11 protein-coding genes are annotated in these 19,765 nt (G+C 37.0%); 4 read left to right on the top strand and 7 right to left on the bottom strand.

What is annotated here, in order from left to right:
• Position 1 precedes the first annotated feature (1 nt).
• From ACT5E3_RS09485 to pdhA, 6 genes are all read right to left on the bottom strand, one after another.
• Positions 2-4,903 carry an alpha-2-macroglobulin family protein gene (locus ACT5E3_RS09485; protein WP_444998064.1) on the bottom strand — a complete coding sequence of 1,634 codons (4,902 nt, stop codon included), beginning with the start codon at positions 4,901-4,903 and terminating at the stop codon, positions 2-4.
• Positions 4,904-5,115: 212 nt separating this feature from the next.
• Entirely contained in the window at positions 5,116-7,875 is a 2,760-nt protein-coding gene (locus tag ACT5E3_RS09480; RefSeq protein ID WP_444998063.1) for a glycosyl hydrolase family 18 protein, read from the bottom strand.
• Positions 7,876-8,273: 398 nt separating this feature from the next.
• Complete coding sequence (locus tag ACT5E3_RS09475) at positions 8,274-9,191, bottom strand: hypothetical protein (protein ID WP_444998062.1); 918 nt, start codon at positions 9,189-9,191, stop codon at positions 8,274-8,276.
• A 199-nt stretch (positions 9,192-9,390) separates the two neighbouring features.
• Positions 9,391-11,094, bottom strand: coding sequence for a 2-oxo acid dehydrogenase subunit E2 (locus ACT5E3_RS09470; protein ID WP_444998061.1), 1,704 nt, complete (start codon positions 11,092-11,094; stop codon positions 9,391-9,393).
• Positions 11,091-12,071, bottom strand: coding sequence for an alpha-ketoacid dehydrogenase subunit beta (locus ACT5E3_RS09465; RefSeq protein ID WP_444998060.1), 981 nt, complete (start codon positions 12,069-12,071; stop codon positions 11,091-11,093). Before ACT5E3_RS09465 ends, ACT5E3_RS09470 begins: the two co-directional genes overlap by 4 nt.
• Complete coding sequence (gene pdhA / locus ACT5E3_RS09460) at positions 12,071-13,150, bottom strand: pyruvate dehydrogenase (acetyl-transferring) E1 component subunit alpha (protein WP_444998059.1); 1,080 nt, start codon at positions 13,148-13,150, stop codon at positions 12,071-12,073. The genes ACT5E3_RS09465 and pdhA overlap by 1 nt, the downstream gene beginning before the upstream one ends.
• A 421-nt stretch (positions 13,151-13,571) precedes the next feature.
• On the opposite strand from pdhA, the gene pepN reads away from it, so the two are divergent.
• The 4 genes from pepN (at position 13,572) to ACT5E3_RS09440 (ending at position 19,179) form a co-directional block, all read left to right on the top strand.
• On the top strand, positions 13,572-16,184 hold the full coding sequence (pepN, locus tag ACT5E3_RS09455) for an aminopeptidase N (RefSeq protein WP_444998058.1): 2,613 nt from the start codon (positions 13,572-13,574) through the stop codon (positions 16,182-16,184).
• A 773-nt stretch (positions 16,185-16,957) separates the two neighbouring features.
• Entirely contained in the window at positions 16,958-18,049 is a 1,092-nt protein-coding gene (locus ACT5E3_RS09450) for an isopenicillin N synthase family dioxygenase (RefSeq protein ID WP_444998057.1), read from the top strand.
• Between the two features lie 2 nt (positions 18,050-18,051).
• The gene (locus ACT5E3_RS09445; protein ID WP_444998056.1) at positions 18,052-18,681 is read left to right on the top strand and encodes a LysE family translocator; all 630 of its coding nucleotides are present in this window, start codon (positions 18,052-18,054) and stop codon (positions 18,679-18,681) included.
• Positions 18,682-18,834: 153 nt separating this feature from the next.
• Entirely contained in the window at positions 18,835-19,179 is a 345-nt protein-coding gene (locus tag ACT5E3_RS09440) for a hypothetical protein (protein ID WP_444998055.1), read from the top strand.
• A 127-nt stretch (positions 19,180-19,306) separates the two neighbouring features.
• Here ACT5E3_RS09440 and ACT5E3_RS09435 read toward each other — a convergent pair whose 3' ends face one another.
• Positions 19,307-19,474 carry a hypothetical protein gene (locus ACT5E3_RS09435; RefSeq protein ID WP_444998054.1) on the bottom strand — a complete coding sequence of 56 codons (168 nt, stop codon included), beginning with the start codon at positions 19,472-19,474 and terminating at the stop codon, positions 19,307-19,309.
• Positions 19,475-19,765 lie beyond the last annotated feature (291 nt).

Below are 19,765 nucleotides of genomic sequence, written 5' to 3'. Positions count from 1 at the left end.
ATTAACGTGCAATGACCTTAACAGGCTTTACGGGGCTACCCAAACTTCTATATTGAGGTCGATACATGTCCTCAACAATTGTTGGAGGGACTTGATAAGTACCAGGCGTAACAGCTCTCATTAAATAAAATAAATTAGCCCAACCTCGACGACTTACAGACAGCGCAGCAACAAAGCGATCATCTCGGTACTCTTGATGTTTGATAATAGCATTGCTCATCCATTGCCTAACCGGATACCCTTCAATAACAACTTCAGAAAAATCATAAGAATACTCTAACGCGGGATTTTCTATTTCAAAACCTGCTGGCAACAAATCAACAAGTAATGCATCTGGCATTTTTTCCGACGCACTGATATCCAGTTTAACCAACACATAATCACCAGCTTTCACTTGCTTAAAGTTTAGTTTTTTCCCGTTAGTATCAAAGTATTTCTTTCTTACAGTTACTCCTTCCGATTTACCTTGAGGTTGTTTTTTGGGAGTGCCGATGGCTTGCATATCGATATATAATGCTTCACCGTCTATCAAAGTCAGTTTTTTTTCATCAGTAAAGTCTTTAGCTGATAAGACATAGCTCATTTTTTTATTGTCAGATAAAACCACATCATCATTAACCGATGATAGTTTCAACTGCCACTTTTTAGCACTACTATTATTCAAGTTTGATGCTAAACGAAACAACATAAGCCTTTCTTGCGTGCTAAACCAGTTTTTACTTAATAAAGCTTCATCAATTGAAAAAATAAGAGGTTGATAATCGAGTTGATACTGACTATTTTGCGCTAACAACATTGTCCAAGTTAAATCTCTTAGCTCAGTACCATAATCGCCAGTATAGTTAAGGGAATAGCTTTTAAAGCTTAATGCTTTTTTCCATAATTGTTTAGAATTTTTTGAATCCCCTAAACTTTCAAAAGCGGCCGCTAAATGAGCAAAAGGTAAAGGCGACTTAGGAGCAGCTCCTAGCTGATTGTTTAATTGCTTTAATGTGGCTAAATTAATTAATTTTAATTGAGATAATAAATAAGCGGCATAGGCTCGAAAAGCAATTGCATAATGTTTAGGATCTTGAGAGTAATGTAAACGTTCACTATAACTTATCCGTGTATTTTTAACATACCAGCGAACTCGTTCTACAGCTTGCTTAATAACCGATTCAGGAACAGAATAACCTGAATTTTTAGCGGCCATTAAAAAATCTAGCGCATAAACTGTTAACCACTGAGTTTCCTCACTTTGATTACTCCATAAACCAAAGCTGCCATCGCTACGCTGCATACCACTCACTCGTTGGATTGCACTATCTATATGTTTGTTTTTATCAGCAAGAACCTGTTTTGCATGCTCACTTAACGTTGCATTTATATGATGAATATTAGTATCTAATAATGGCCAAGCACGGCTTGACGTTTGCTCTAAACAGCCATAAGGATAAGTAAACAAACCATCCAAATGAGCACTGATTGATATTGGCGGGTTTACTGAAAACTCAGCTTTCGCCTGTAAAGAAACGGCTTTAAATTCTTCAATCCAAGCCGGTTTTAACTGAAAACTTTCATCTTTTTTCAGATACACTCTTTTTCGTTTAAATTCTGCTGGATAAGCAGCTCTCACATCAATAAACCACTCACGATTTAAAATTTCAATCTGTTGCTCATTCAACAAAGATAAATGAATACGACCTTTACCAATTTTTTCTGCATTTAAATTAAAAACCTGTGAAAACTTTTCTTTATCTTTTAGTGTTGTATCAAGTTTAAATGTTTGAGTTTTAAATGCACCACCAATACTAAGCTTTGCTTGCATTACTTTTTCAGCGCCAGACATATTCTGTAAATCAAACCCAAATTGACTCTGATCATTTGATGCTAAAAATCTAGGTTTTGAAATTTCAGCAACAATAGGTGCTCTTACAGTCATACTTTCTTCTTGATGAGCAAATGTGTCCTGAGAAAAAGCCAAAGCCATTAATCTTAACTCGCCATTAAAACGTGGTAAAGCGAGTGGAATTTGTGCCTTACCATTTTGATTGAGTTTTACTACATCAGAAAATATTGAAACAATTTGCACATCCGTATTGGGTTGTTCACCACCGCGAGTTAATTCAGCATCCCCACCAAACTTTAAAACTCCCAGCTGACCTTCTCTATTTTTGATTAACTGAGAAAAACTATCTCTCACTTCAGCAGAATAGCTTCTTTGTCCATAAAACCATTGATGGGCATCTGGCGTTTGATAATTGGTTAAACTAAGTACACCAGTATCAACTGCCGCCAGTGTTACAAATACCGCTTTATTTTTATGTCCAGATGCCACCACTTCAATAGAAACCGTTTGCTCTGGTTCTGTGATTTGGGGAGCATTGATTGATAGTTGAAATTTCCTATTGCTACGATTGAGTCTTAACGGAGCAATACCAAGTGCCCTTTTAGGTAGTGTTTTTTGTTGATCAGCTTCTTCACTTTGTGCAACAACTAAAGCACTAACATAAATATCATGTCTTTCCCACTCATTAGAAACAGGTATATCAACTTCACTTTCTAATTGGTCTAATTCAATTTGCGATTCCCACAATACTTGATGAGCTTCCACTCTGATTAAAGCTTTACCTTTATGCGGAGAAATTAATTTTACTTTTGCCATTTCGCCAGCTTTATAAGCTTCTTTATCAAATAAAACTCTGACAATATCAGGTCTTGCTCCTTTAACACTACCCTCACCACTTTCATCCCATGACCAGCCAGAAAAGAAAGAGTAACTATTTTTAAGAACACCCGCTGAATCACGAACTTCTACTCGGTAGGTTCCATATTCAACAGGCAAACTTAAGGTGGTACGCAAACCTGATTCATTGAGTGTTCTTGAATAAACTTTTTTATGATGCTTGTTTTCAGAATAATCCCAACCACTCTGATTAGAACGCCAGAAGTAACGCGAGTTTTCGCGAATTAAACTGACTTCTAACAGTCCCAACGGATGTAATTCACCTTGAGCATCTGCATTAATTATTTCAAACTCTACATTTTGATAAGGCTGAATAAAATTTGTTTGATAAAACTTGCGTAAGCCAATATGGTTTCCTTTAGGCCAAACTAATTGCTTAAGGCGACGAGTAACAGGACGTCCACCAGACTCAAACAAACTAGCTTCAAAAACTATTTGAGTTGGACTTTTAACACTTTGCCATAAGTTAGGCAACATCCAATTGGCCTGGCCACTGTCGTCTAGCTTTTGATCATCTAAATCAGCACTTTTACTCATATCACGAGCAGAGTGAATACCAAAATAATAATCTTTTAATTTTTCAAATGGAAAGTGTATTGGCTTAACTTTAATATTAGCAGCAACTCGATTGCCAGCAGCGGGTGCGCCATATAAATAATCTCCCTGAGCTTTTATGGTTAAATCTTGGCGAGTATCAATCATTTTTTCTGCAGAAGTACTCAACGCTAACTTCATCGTTTCAGGTAAAAACTCTTCTATCGAAAATAGGTATTCAAAATGATTACCACTTGGATATTTTACTTGAAAACGCCACTCACCTGTTGCTTCATTTTTTCCGAAGTGAAGCGCTTTTGTGTAAAATCCCTCTTGTTCAGGGTGCCAACTAAATTGCTTTGCAACCCGGCTATCAGGCCTGATTAAACTCACTTCTAATGGTACTGAAGCAATCATTTGGCCATCGCCCCCTCTCAGTAACCCATTAATATGTACGGTTTCTCCGGGCCGATAAAGATCTCTAGGTCCATAAAGGAATAACTCTTGGTCATTCTGTTTGCGTGTATGGGTTAATTGCTCAGACAAATCTAAAGCAGGTGTTGCTAAAGAAATTACTGCAAAGTCGTCATTTTTTCGACCAATAATTACAGAGTGATGTTCCCAACTAGCAAGATCATAACGTCCCTTATCATCGGTTTTATCCTCACTCAAACGCTCTCCTTTGGCAGATAAAACTTCAATAGAAACATTTTTTTCAATCGTTCCATCACTTATTTTAAGTGCTTGAACCGCCACCGACTTTTCGAACGAGGTAACATGTAGAGCTAAATCTGATACATAAAAGCTGGTTATCGAATGTTCATAAGGATAAGTTCCCGCTGGTTTCATTACCGCAATATATAAGCCAGATGATTGTAATTCCTTAACTTTATGTACAGCTAAATTGGTGGTTAACCTTTTATTGGGGAAAAAATCTAAAGAATATCTAGCGGTATAAACGAGCTCAGCATATTCAGCGATATTTCTCTCATAATAAGAATAACCATATAAACCATCACTTAATACTCGACCAACCTGTTCTGTGTTTACCCGATGAAAATTAATATCAACTTGCTTAATATTAACAGACTCAACGGCTAAGCCATTGGTCAATTCTCTGGGTAATATACGACCTTTATTTAAAAAACGAACTTGCTCATTGAGTTGAGATGTTGTGATTTTTTTAACCACTTTTTTGGGTAAACGTTGATTAGTAATTGAAGCTATCGATCGCTCAATGACAACCTGGTAGGTTTGAATTGGTTGAATATTAGTAAAGTAGATACGTGTCTGGCTCTGATTTAAAACCCAACCGCCAGAAACTTGCTGTTGATTTTTATCGAACACTTTAAGAAATTGATTGAAGTCTACTCGCGAATCTAAAGGAACCGAAAAAGATGCTGATAATGCAGGCATCTTATCATACTCACTCTCACTAACATCTAACACCTCAAAAGATGTCAGTTTAAATGCCTCTTGCTGTTTAATGAGATCGAAGGATTCATTATCTTTAGAATGAGTTGCTTTTACTTCACTTTGACTACTCTTTTTACTTGCTTTGCCTTTGTCTTCCAATGACTGCTCACATGCAAACATCCCTAAAGTCAAAAAAACAATTACTAAACTCCACCAAATCTTCATATTTAACCCTTAATTGATTAGCTACTACTTTTATCGAAAGTTATATTTTGGAAAGTTAATCGAAGTTTATAGCTTATTGGTAAAAAATGTCAGAAAAATTGGTGAAATATGGCAAAACTATGGCTTTTGTATTTTTGAGAAAAGCTGAACCTGAGTTTTAGGGGAGAGCCAACAACACTCCAGTGAAGCTGAAGTGTTGTTGGGCAGAACTTTTATAAATTATTTTTCATTGCTTTAATCAGCTCACCATCACTGGTATCACCACTTAGCTCCCAGAAAAATGCACCACCGAGATTATCAGTTTTAACATAGTTCATTTTGCCAGCAATATCAGATGGCGTATCATAACTCCACCAGTTATTACCACATTTAGCAAATGAAGTACCAGCCACTTTTCCTGTCGCCGGGCAAGTATTTTTCAAAACTTTATAGTCTTCGATGCCAGCTTCATACGAACCTGTCGCAGGCCCTGTCGCAGAACCTCCTGGTTTTGATTGAGTAACACCAGTCCAACCTCTTCCGTAGAAACCAATACCAACTAATATTTTATTCGCTGGAACACCTTGATTAAGATAAACATTAATGGCATGTTTTGTGTTATTTTCTTTGATTGGAATGCCCGCATATTCAGTAAGCGGAGAATGCGGTGCAGTAGGCCCTTTTTTGTCCCATGCACCAAATAAGTCATAGGTCATCACGTTATACCAATCTAGGTATTGTGAAGCAACACCGTACTCAGTCGCATTAATTTTGGGCTCACCCGCTGGTACAGCGGCTGTTACCAGCTCATTTCCAAATCGAGTTCTTAATGCAGATATCAGTTTAGTAAAGGCTTTAGGACCACTGGTATCACAACTTAAACCACAAGCATTAGGATATTCCCAATCAATATCAATACCATCAAACAAACCTTCCCATCGTGGATCATGTACTAAGTTATAACAAGATTCAGCAAAAGCTTTAGGGTTCTTAGCGGCTTCACCAAAACCACCAGACCAAGTCCAACCACCAAATGACCAAAGAATTTTAATATGAGGGTACATTTGTTTTAGTTTTCTTAGCTGGTTAAAACTACCTCTCAGAGGATCGTCCCACTTGTCAGCAACACCATCAACACTTTGCGCTGCGGTATAAGACTTTTCAAAATCGGCATAGTTATCACCACCAACACATTGACCACCTGTGACATTACCAAATGCGTAGTTAATGTGAGTCAACTTATCAGCTGAACCGCTGGTTTTAATATTTTTGACATGATAATTACGACCATAAACGCCCCACTGCACAAAATAACCTAAAACAATCTTATCGCTGTTCGTTGGTTTTTCTGTCACTCTAGCAGTTGTTTCACTGCGACCTGTTGCCCCTTTGTTATCAGTGACGGTTAATGTCACAGTATAATTTCCAAGTCTGCTATAAGTATGTTTTGGTTGAGAAACTGTGCTTGTATTACCATCACCAAAATCCCATAGATATTGAGCAATTGAACCATCAGGATCGTTTGAACCATTGCTGCTAAATTGAATAGAGTTACCTAATACCGCTTGATAGGGTCCATTGGCCTTAGCTACAGGCGGTTGATTGTCAGTGCTATCGGTAATTGTTGCCGTAGTAATCGCAGTATCTTCAGCATTTTTATCATCTGTAACAACTAAAGATACAGAGTAACTACCTGCTGCAGTATAAACATGCGATGGATTTGCTTGAGTAGAAGTTTTACCATCTCCAAAATCCCAAAGGTACTTAATGATAGAACCATCAGGATCATTTGAACCAACACTACTAAAGTTAATTGCATTATTAACTTGAGCTTTATAAGGTCCATTAACTTTAGCTGTTGGTGCTTTATTCGGATCACCGCCAGTACAGTTGCCTTCTTCTGTCCAAGCTAATTCCCAATGCATGCCAACACCTGGTTCATAAGCCCAAGCTGCGGAAGAAGAACACCAGCCCCCCACTTTACAGCGGAACTTTTTATTCACATTTTGTACAAAATCACCAGTGTTATACTTAGTACCTGCAACATATTGAGGCTCAGAACAACTACCAGGATTACTAACATCTTTTACTTCAGCAGTTGTGCTAGCAGTATGTGATTTACCTTCATTATCTGTTACGGTTAAACTCACATTAAATGTACCCACTGCTGAATAAGTATGCGCAGGACTCTCTTGACTACTAGTATTGCCATCCCCAAATTTCCATTGATAACTAACAATACTTCCGTCAGGATCTGACGAACCTTTGCTACTGAATGCAATAGAATTCCCTAAATCAGACTTGTATGGTCCATTAACTTTAGCGACAGGCGACTTATTGCCATCAGGTGGCGTTGTTCCACCATAGCTTACATCAACACAAGCATAGAAAGCTTCAGGACTATCTGAACGTTGCCAAACACTATAAACAATGTGCTTACCTGTTCTTTCAGGTAATTTACAGGTATGTGAAGAACTAGTTTCTGGCCCACTAGCCGCATTGCGACAAACAAACTCTAAATTATTCCAGTGTAAAGGCATAGTGAGATCGTAGCCTTCTCGAGTAATATAATAATCAACATAGGCCGTTGCATGAGGAGCCGTATTAGTCCAGGTAAATGTATAATCACCAGCACTGACACTAGCAGCAACCCAATCAGTTCGAGCTAAGTCCAAGCCACCAAAGTAATCAGGATCACCACCACTACATAACTCACCATCTTTAATCACTGCACGATGGTTATCATTAGCATTGCCTTGTCTAACCCCATTCCAATCATAAAAACCTTGCGAACCAGTTGCAGCCGCTGCCGCTTTACAAGCTTCTGATGAAGGATTTTCTGGGTTTTCTTGGTAACAGTTGTATATTCTACTCGCTGGCGAAGTAATTGTGCCATGAGCCATTAATGACTGGTTAGCTCCAGCAAACAAAGTGCTTGCCATGAGCAACAATACTTTTTTATGAAAAGTATTCCGCTTATTGGTATTAATCATTGTAATTATTCTCCTAAATGGTTGAACCTGTTTTCTGATACAAAAATTTTGATGGGACATATATGAATTATGACATTAACCACAAAATTAAAATGACAACGCTGTCACCTAATATAACAAAAAATAAATTTTTTTATTTTTTTTAACGGCAACAAAATAAAATTAAAAGAAAGTTGATTGTTATAAGCTATAGGTAGTCATAATGAACGCGTTCATATTTATACAAAGAGAAAAATTGGTTTTAATTAAATTTTTTAAAACAAATTATTCATTAAAAATGAATGACAACAAAAAAACGAAATAAGGTTTCATAACACAAGAATAAAAATAAAATGACGAAATAAAAAGAACAAATAACTTTACTATATAGACAGTTAAAATAAAGAGAGAAGGTAAGGCTAACCTGTTTCAGTTGACTCAGTGGTTTCCTCAACATGTTCACTGATTTTTTCAAAGTCCAATTCATACTCATTTAGCTTACACTTAACTTGGTATACATGAATTTTAGGATTCATACGAGCTAAGTGGTTTTTCAACTGCTCTACAGCAGGCTCAGGGACAAGGGCACCAATATAAACACTTTGAATTAATCCTACAGGAAACTTAATATTTTCTACTGGCTCTTTGGTGTTATTAATATCAAAAATTAAGCGCCACTCTTTAAAGTTTCTTAAAGCATAATTCTGAGCTAACAAGATATCTTTTGGATTAAATTCTATTTCTGGTTTAACCCCCACCATTTGCTCAACATAATCCATTTGCTCAACAGTATTAACCGTTTTTTTTTGATACTTAACAGGCATGCAATGTTCAAAAATAGAGCCTTCTGGGCATTTAAATTTAATCGCAGCACCTTTATGCTGAAATAATACTCTTTCCCACAATGCTAATTCCTGATATTTTTCATACAGTACGGTTACACGTTTTGTCGAGACATAATCAATCCACGCCTGATGACAGTCTTTTGCATCTTTAAATGTTTTTTCAACCATTGCAGGCAATAAACCACTTAAAGCCTCTTTAATTTCTGTTTCATCATTAAATCGGTTTTCTAACCGCCACCGCATAATAGCCTTAATTAATGGGTGATTGGGCTGCCCTTTAGGTGCACTTTTTCCTAGTATTGCATGAGCAATATATTTAACAGAGTTGTCAAAAAAATCCTGAATTGAAAAAGCTAATGAGGTGTTTTTATCAGGTAAAAAGGGATTACAAAGCTGGTGGGCTTCATACAATGGCAACGCACATTTATTAAGCACCTGGCTAACATTTTGTAAACTTCCAAAATAAGTCAATGTGGCCGGCAAATCACTCATATATAGCTATTCTTTTTATGATTAAAACATCTTATTTCTTAGTTTAGACCGAAATAAAAATTTTATCTTATGATTTGTTTACTTTTGTTCAAGCCGATTAAACAATTGGCTTTCTAGATATGCATAATTGATGTTAAATCGGCATTAATAATGCAAAAAGCGCCTAAAGGCGCTTTTTGATATACCAATTGTTGTGCAATTAATTAGGTTTCTGTAAGTCCTCAATAACCGCAGCCAAAAAGCGTGCAGCTTCACCACCAGTGCACGCTCTATGATCAAATGTTAATGAAAGTGGTAACATTTTTCGCTGTGAAATACCTTGAGCAGTTAACTTCAACTCACTTCTGAACCGTCCAGTGCCTAAAATTGCAACTTGCGGAGGTGATACCACAGGAGTCCCGTATCGACCCGCGATAGAACCATAATTCGATAACGTAATTGTCGCTCCTTGCTGATCATCTTGTTTAAGAGATTTTGTTTCTATTTTCTCACGCAACTCTTGAACCCTTTCTCGAATTTGGGTCGCATTTTTCTTATCTGCATCATGTATAACAGGTACATAAAGCCCATCAGGAGAATCGACAGCAAGGCCAACGTGTACATTAGGATGAACTAAACGTTCAAATTTTTCGCCATCAAACCAACAGTTAAGTGCAGGCTCTATCTTAGATGCATAAACTAAAGCTCTAACATAGCGAGCTAAAGAATCTTGCTTAGGCCAAGCAGTAATATCAGCATCTTCCATTAATGTAGTAGGAACAACGGTTGCGTGTGCTTTTGTCATTCCCATAGCCATTGCTCGACGAACGCCACGTACGGTTTGTGGATCAACGCTAACCTGAACACTCGGCAAACCTTGTGATGCCGAAGGCGCTCTACTTGCAGGAGTACTCACTCCAGATGAAGTCTGCATTGCAGCGTCAACATCAGATTTTGAGATTGTTCCTTTCTTACCTGTCGCTTTACATTGTGATAAAGCAACACCAAGACGTCGGGCATAAGCTCTCACTGCAGGAGAGGCTTTAAAACTTAATGGATTAGCATCTTCAACCACTTTGCGTTCAGCAGCAATTACAGGCTTCTCTGAAACAACTTTTGAGCCAATCAACTTCCCCTCTTTTTTGGCTTGTTTAACATCTTGCTGAGTAATAGCACCTTGTTTTCCAGTACCAATTACTTGCGTTAAATCAACCTTTAATTTTTTGGCCAAAGCTTTAATAACCGCACTGGCAGACTCAGTAACCACTTGATTGCCAACTTGAACAGCACCCACTACCGTTCCAGCATCTGCAGAGGAGTCAGCTGCGGCCTCCTGTGCAGGCTCACCTGCTACAGGTGTATTATTGCCTGCAAATGTTACTAAGGGAGCCCCCACTTCAATGACGTCCCCAGCTTTACCATGCAATTTAGCAACAACTCCAGAATGTGGAGAAGGCACCTCAACCACGGCTTTAGCTGTTTCCATTTCAACCATTGGCTGATCAAGTGATAATGCATCTCCCTCTGCGACTAACCAACGGACAATTTCAGCATCTGGTAAACCTTCGCCTAAGTCGGGCAATTTAAAGACTTCGCCCGTAGCAACATTTTGTTTTTGATTACTGGCAGCTTCATTATTTGGAGTTTGTGTTTCAGCTGTCTTAGTTTCACTAACAGCTGAACTTGCCCCATCACCATCAAATTCAACTAGCACAGCTCCAACATCAATAACATCTCCAGGCTGGCCAAGCAAACGGGTAATTGTTCCATTAAATGGAGAAGGCACCTCAACAACGGCCTTAGCTGTTTCCATCTCCACCATCGGTTGATCAAGAGAGACAATATCGCCTTCTTTAACTAACCAACGGACAATTTCAGCATCTGGCAAGCCTTCGCCTAAATCGGGTAAATTAAATATTTTCATCGGTACTCCACAATTCTTTTAGCTTCTTCGATGATGTATTCAACTTTAGGCATATACTGCTTTTCAAGTCGATAATAAGGCATCACCGTATCATACCCTGAAACTCTTCCAATGGGTGCGAGTAAACTCGTTATACTTTTTTCTGCAATTTCAGCAGCAATTTCAGAGCCTAAAGCGCCTGCTTTGGGAGCTTCCTGTACAATGCAAACTCTTCCTGTTTTTTCAACGGACTCTAGAATAGTATCAATATCAAGAGGGTTAATCGTCGCAACATCAATAACCTCTGCACTAATTCCTTCTGCTGCCAACTTTTCAGCGGCAATTTTGGTTTCATGCAACATAGCTCCCCAACTAATCAGGGTGATGTCTGTTCCTTCCCGATCTACAAAACAAACGCCTAAAGGATATTCTTCACCATTATCCTCTATTTCATGTTTCTCAATCCGATAAACCCTTTTAGGTTCTAGAAAAATAACAGGATCTGGGTCACGGATAGCAGCAAGCATTAGTCCATAAGCTCGTGAAGGATTTGATGGAATAACAACTTTCAAACCCGGTATATGAGCAAATATTGCTTCTGTACTTTCAGAGTGATGCTCTGGCGCATGAATTCCACCACCAAACGGTGCCCTGATCACTAATGGCAAAGTGAGACGACCGCGAGTTCGGTTACGCATTCTGGCACAATGAGAAATAATATGATCAGCTGCTGGAAAAATAAATCCCATAAATTGCATTTCTGCAACAGGCTTCATGCCTTGTGCAGCCATACCGATAGCAACGCCTGCAATCATAGCTTCAGCCAAAGGCGTGTCAATAACCCGCTCTTTGCCAAACTTAGCTTGCAATCCATCCGTAGCTCGAAAAACGCCGCCATTAAGGCCTACATCTTCTCCAAAAACAACGACATCTTGATCGGCTTCCATTTCATGTGCCATTGCCAAATTAACAGCTTCAATTAATGTAATAGCGGCCATTACTTTGCTCCTCGCGCAATCGCTAGCTCTCTTTGAGCTAATGTTCTTTCTGGTAACTCAGCATATAAATTGTCAAACATTGCTTCGGTTTTATCGGTTGGTGTATTTAAATAGTTATCAACACTTTTCTGAACACTTTCAACTACTTCAGCTTGCATGGCTTGCTCATCGCTCTCTGACCACTGATTATTATGCTCTAGATACTTTCTTAATCTTATCATTGGCTCTTTTGCCCAACCTTCATCTAGCTCACCGTCAGGACGATATCGGCTAGCATCGTCAGCCGTTGTATGATCACAAAGCCTTAAAGTAATGGCTTCTATTAATGTTGCACCGCCACCATTACGAGCTTTTTCCGCCGCTTTTTCTGCGACATCTCTAACAGCAATAACATCATTTCCATCAACTTGCACACAATCAATGCCTGCCGCAAATGCTTTTTGTGCATAAGTTTGGCAAGCGGTTTGAATTTCACTTGGGACAGAAATGGCCCACTGATTATTGTTGATAACAAATACCACACCTAAATTCCAAATTCCGGCTAAATTAAGCGCTTCATAAAAATCACCTTGAGAAGTCCCACCTTCACCTATTTCAGTAAAAACACAACGTTTTTCTCCTCTTATTTGCATAGCTTTGGCAACCCCTGTAGCATGCAAAGACTGAGTAGCAATTGGAACAGCAATTGGAAAATCTTGACGAGCAGACTCAGCTTGAAAATCAGAACCCCGCTCATCTCCTCCCCAGTAAAGAAGGATCTCTTCTATCCGAGTTCCATGCTGAATCATTGCAGCTTGGCCACGATAATATGGGACTAAAACATCTTCAGCATTCATTATTGAACCAAAGCCAACTCCAATTGCTTCCTGGCCTGTGGCAGCTGCATAGGTTCCCATTTTTCCAGTACGCTGTAGTGCATATGCCTTAGAATCCATTTGGCGCACAATGGCCATATCACGATATAATTTTTTTAGCGTTTTAAAATCTTTTGCTAAGGCAGGGACATCCTTCGATGTTAGTTCACCGTTTTCATCCAGATATTGATAAAAACTCACTTCAAATTGAGCAACAATAGACAAAGTTACTTCTCCTTAATTTTTAACGCTTAAAATAACAGAATTGTAAAACTCAATTCTTATAAAACAAAAACAAGCGTTTTGATTGGAACGAAAGTACAATTAGAGTTCCTACAAAAATTAATAAAATTATTGCAGAACCTAAAACAACTTACGGTTACTTTTACTGGGTGTGGATGATAAGCCTATTGAGACTTTTTGTATATAAAAATTTAGCGATTTTAACCATAAAATCCTGTTATTTTAAAGAAAATAGCCACATTTAGTTGCTTTTTGTACAATACACAAATGCTCGTCAAAAGCAAATTTTAATCCATATACTTTCCAAAATTCTAACCTGCTGATACACTTGCACGAATCAATTTTTTTAGTCTTTTTTTGTAGATTTCGAGTCTACCGTAACGTCAATTAAGGTAATTTAGACATGGTATCGTCACCCAAACCAACAGTAAAATTTCGTAAAGATTATCAGCCTAGCCAATACTTAATAAAGCATACTGATTTAATTTTTCAACTTTTTGACAGTCATGTACTAGTTACCGCTGAAATTGACATAGAGTCGAATCCAAATAGAAAAAATCCACAAGAATTAACCCCATTAGTACTCGACGGCGATGAATTAGAGCTACTGGAAATCTATGTTAATGGCTCCAATCTCGATTCTACTCAATACGAAATAGTCGATAATGGGTTAATAGTCAAACAAACAGCCGAAAAATTTACTTTAAAAACATTAACCAAAATCTACCCTCAGCAAAACACTTCACTTGAAGGGCTTTATCAATCTAATGGTAAGTTTTGCACTCAATGCGAAGCAGAAGGCTTCCGAAAAATCACTTATTACATTGATCGTCCAGAAATCATGTCTGAGTTTAAAGTTCGCATTGAAGGCAATAAAAACCAGTATCCTCAACTACTTTCCAATGGAAATATGCTATCCAGTGGAGATTTAGACAATGGTATGCATTATGTAGAGTGGCATGATCCCTTCCCAAAACCCTGTTATCTATTTGCATTAGTTGCAGGAGATTTTGACTGCTTAGAAGATAATTTCACCACTATGAGTGGCAGAAATGTAAAACTAGAGTTGTTTGTTGATAAAGGAAAATTAGATCAATGCCGTTTTGCAATGGATAGCCTGATTAAGTCGATGGAGTGGGATGAACAAAAGTTTGGACGAGAATACGATCTTGATCTTTATATGATTGTCGCCGTTAGTGACTTTAATATGGGAGCAATGGAAAATAAAGGACTTAATATTTTTAATACCCGCTATGTCTTAGCTAATACTCAAACAGCCACAGATAGTGATTTTGAAGGGGTAGAAAGAGTTATTGCACATGAATACTTTCATAACTGGACAGGAAACCGCATCACCTGTCGTGATTGGTTTCAATTAAGCCTCAAAGAAGGTTTAACTGTATTTAGAGATCAAAAGTTTAGTGAAGACATGCAATCTAAAGCAGTTCAAAGAATTGATCAGGTAAAAATTATCAGAGCAGCTCAATTTGCCGAAGACTCAGGGCCAATGGCACACCCTATTCGTCCTGACTCTTATATAGAAATGAACAATTTTTATACGGTTACAGTTTATAATAAAGGAGCCGAAGTCATTGGCATGATGCACACTTTACTTGGAGAAGAAGGTTTCAGAAAAGGAATGGATCTTTACTTTGAGCGTCATGATGGACAAGCCGTCACCTGTGAAGACTTTATTAAGTCAATGGAAGATGCCAATAATGTTGACTGGACCTTGTTTCGTCACTGGTATAGTCAAGCTGGCACACCATCAGTTAAAGTAACACTCAGTAAAGTAGCATCTGGCCAATTCAAACTACACTGCCAACAGTCATGCCCAGCAACACCAGGGCAAGATGTAAAAAAACCATTTATGATTCCAATTAAAGTAGGATTGCTTAGCACACGAGGCAAACCGATTCAGTTCAAAGCGAATGGAGCAACTTTAGCAAGTGAAGCCCTTCTGGTAATGACAGAATCTGAGCAAACTTTTATTCTAGATTGTGATGAGGAAGAAGTCATTCCATCTTTACTAAGAGATTTCTCAGCACCGATTAAACTCGAATATAAATACACACAAGCACAATTAGCGCAACTTTTTGCCTCTGATCCTAATTCATTCAATCGCTGGGATGCAGGACAAACTTTAATGTCTGAAATATTGCTTAATGATAATGAAATAATAGACGAAGCAGCATTAAAAATTATTGCTGATGCAGTCAGTGCCATTTTGCATGACGAAAATTTAGATAATGCGCTTAAGGCACTTGCCGTTCAATTACCAAGCCTAAATAGTTTAATCGGTTTGTCAAACAATATTAATATGGATCAACTAATTAACAAGCATCAACAACTCAAAAAATATCTTGCACAATCACTCGAACATGTTTGGTTTTCAGCCTATAACACAACAGCAGGCGATAATTCAGGAGCTCGTTGGCTACGAAATATCGCACTCAGTTATTTATTACGAGCTAATGAAGACCAACACTTTGAGCTGGCTGTATCTCAACAAAACCATGCAAATAACATGACCGATGAAATTTCTGCCTTGCAAGTTATAGCACTGTCTAGTGAAAAATTTAAAGCGGATTATATCAACCGTTTTTACAAAAAATGGGCCCATGAAGATCTAGTCTTAGATAAATGGTTTACAGCGCAAGTATTGAACGAAAATGATGATGTCATAGAACATATCAGAGAATTATTAAACCATGAAAAGTTTTCAATTGAAAACCCTAATAAAGTACGTGCTGTAATCGGTTCTTTTGCTGGAGGTAACTTAACACAGTTTCACAACCCTACGGGTGCTGGTTATGAATTGTTAGCTGATATTATTATTAAGCTTAATTCTATTAACCCCCAAATAGCAGGAAGGTTAACTACACTATTTAATCAATGGAAGAAATTTGATGTTAAACGTCAAGCGTTAATTAAAGAGCAATTATTCAGAATAAAATCAACAGATAATTTATCTAATGATGTTTATGAAATCGTTGATAAATCGCTTCAAATGTAATTTCTCTAGTTTGGCAACAATGGAGTTACAGCTAACTCCATTGTTGTTACTCAAGTTTACACAGTTAGTTAAATTCAACTTTTAATATAAGAAAAAATATCAAAAATATTTTCGCTGCTTTTTTAACCGATTCCCTCCTACTCATTTTTAGTTATAAATAATCATTCTAAAAGCTAATTTAAATAAATTATTGAGACCTCCTACCTTATTTGAAATAAAATTTAGTTCTACAATATTCTAATTAACCTCAACTCTGGATAAGGAAATTCAAAATAATTAATAGAATCATTTTTATTTTCAATGACTTAAAACCCAATTAAATTGAATTGCTGTTTCCACTTGAGTTCAGTGTGGCTATTTTTGTGGATATCAAGGCAAGTGACTGCCGCAATAGCGAGCTATTGCAAAGGCGCTTAACGCTGAAAGCCGCAAAAATAGACGCTCTGATGATTTTTCTTATCCAGAGCTGAGGTTAATTAATACAGGAGAAATAAAAAAAACTTAATCTATTCGAGTGTTTTACAAAAACACAAACAATGACTCTTCATAAGAGTCTTCAAAATTTTTGACTTTTAACGCCTTATCAACCCACACAAGGTTTCGAAACTTAACGAGTAATTGAACAGTAAACAATCAAACCACAACAATCTCAATAGGAGTTATTCCTATTAAAAAATTCAAACACCCGTAACATATCAAACCTAAACGACTGCTCCAATTTAGCATTGGGAAGTTATTAAGGTTTAGACCCACTTCTTTAGGAGAGTTTAATAATGCTTAATGCAGTATCTACACTGACAAAACAAACCAACACTTCAGCAACTTCCAATCACGAAATCCCACTAATAGACATAGCACCACTAATAGACAAATCTTATTATCAGTCTAAGTGCTTAAATCAAATAAAAAAAGCCTGTAGTCAAACAGGTTTTTTTGCCATTAAAAATCATGGAATCAAACATAAAACTTATGAAGATTTACTAAAGATTTCATACCATTTTTTTAAACAAACAGAATCATTTAAACGAAAATATCAGATAGGCTCAACCAGCAGCCATTGTGGCTATGTACCTTTTACAGAAAATGGTCTCTACGATGATGAGTCAAATGTTAGGCTTTATGAAGCCTTCGATTTATCATTAGATCTCCCTAAAAGTGATCACGATCATCAAAAAGGAAATATTTTTTATGGCCCTAATATATGGCCAGACATTCCTCACTTTAAACAGATTGTTAGTGATTATTTTCAACGAGCAAGAAATTTAAGTCATGTATTAACATCTGCTTTTGAAAATATTTTAGACATGCCATCAGGGCATATGCTATCAAAAATGCAGAAACCAACGAGTCAATTACGTTTGATTCATTACATTGAAAACCCACACTATCAAGACCAAGTTGACATTAATATGGGAGCTCATACTGATTATGAGTTATTTACTATTTTATTTTCTAACGAACGCGGCTTACAAACTCAAAACTTAAAAGGCCAATGGATAGATGTCCCCGTATTTAAAAATGCTTTAACAATTAACATTGGAGATATGCTTGAAGTTTGGAGTGGAGGTCAATTTAAATCTAATTTACACCGAGTCAATAATTTAGGAATCGAACGTTTTTCATTTCCCTATTTTGCATCACTTGACTACGACACAATAGTAGAGCCTTGGAAATTAGCAAGTACAACAGCAAGCTTATCAAAATACCCCCCTATTAAAGCGGGAGAACATTTATTGCAACAAGTTACTCGTGATTTTGCCTACTTAAGAAAGCAATTATCAGAGCGCAGCAATCCATTTTTGGCTCAACAAAATCTTGCTTTAAATCCATTTCAAAATACTGTTTTACAAAGCTTGGGAGAATAAACATGTTACCTAATATTGATTCAATCATTTTAGTTGCCATTGCTGGTTTTATGCTTGCAGCAACGCCAGGACCTTCAATGTTATATGTGCTATCACGGAGTATGAACCAAAGCTATAAAGCCGGGCTAGCGTCTTCGGCTGGTCTAGCAATTGGCGGGATGTTTCACGCATTGGCAGCAGCCGTTGGTTTAGCATCAATAGTTGCATACAGCCCAAAACTTTATTTAATTATTCAAATAGGTGGCGCAGGTTACCTCGCTTATTTAGGCTCTAACATGTTAAAAAACCCTATAGAGCCGAGCGAAGTAACTATTGAACAACAACCAAAGTCAAGTTATCGACATATATTTTGGCAAGGTGTTATTGTAGAAATAACCAACCCCAAAACAATATTATTTTTTGTAGCTTTCATCCCTTCATTACTGTCAGGTAAAGAAGAGTATTCATCAAGCCAACTCTTAGTACTTGGCATATTAATCCCTCTTACAGCCCTCCCCTCAGATTTAATCGTTTCATTAGCAGGAGGTAAGCTTGCTGAGCGCTTGAAACGTAACATTCAAATGGCTAACTGGATTAACAAGGCCGCGGGAACATTTTTGATTGCTCTCGCTTTAAGGTTGTTCTTAAGCTAAATATAAATAAAAAGCTTACTACTGCTTGTTCATATAGTTTAGAAGGCAAGACTTGCCTTCTAAACTACCGTATATCCTAAAAAAATAAAATAATTGAGAGAGCAGCGTGACTCCATTATAATCAACTAAAATCAATGAAAATATAGGCATCCAATGTCAATAATAAAGTGTCCTTCCTGTAAAGAACGGATTTCTGATAAGGCAAAAATCTGCTCTCATTGCCAATTTAGCCTAGTCAAAGGAACTGGAGCTGATGGGGCAACTCAAGAACAAATTGCTTCAAAAGCAAAGCTTGCAAGAATGAAGAAAAGATATTCACTACAAATGCAAGCGATGAGTGGCTTAATTTTATTTTTGGCTGGTATTGTTATTTGGTACTTTGTTGGAGAAAAAGGTTTAACCAAAACCTCCCACTTTATGCAGCTTGGTGCCGCTGCTTTAGGTGCTATATGGTACTTAATCACCCGCTTTCGGTTGCTCTTATTTAAAAAGTCTTAACTCTCCTTTTTTAATTCAATAAAGATGGAAGTAATCACTATTGAGATTTAGCCTATAATTTTTACTAATTATTAAGTATTTACAGTGAACATACTTTAAAAAAACGACTGATTAAAAACAGCTATATTCATAAAGAGTGGGTATAAGTATAGTTAAACTCCTGCTGGCTTACGCTATCCTCAAAACTTAATTCTAATTGCGGATATTGATCATACTGCCGACATAACTCCCAATACTTTTCCATATTCTCAGGATCCCAGCTCATGATATTTTCATCTTTTGGCCAGTTTTGCATTGTAATTCCCCTTAATTGCGATGAGTAATCTCATTACAACCAATAAAAAGGACATTTCTGGCAGGTATAAAAGTCAAAATATGGTTTAAATGTGTCAATAATATGTAAAACTCGCAATCCAGCTTAAAATAACTTATCTTATAAATAATAGTAATATTATAAAAATTAAATCTATATTTTTAATCTATGATTTCTAAAAGTTAATTAATAAAAATATCATTAAAAACTGACTTATTTTTTGAAATCAGTTAAAAATTGATGTTTAATTTTTATGGTTAAACAATGTGTTAA

This window comes from Aliikangiella litoralis (assembly GCF_052495765.1).
This window is presented reverse-complemented; position numbering and strand designations above follow the sequence as displayed.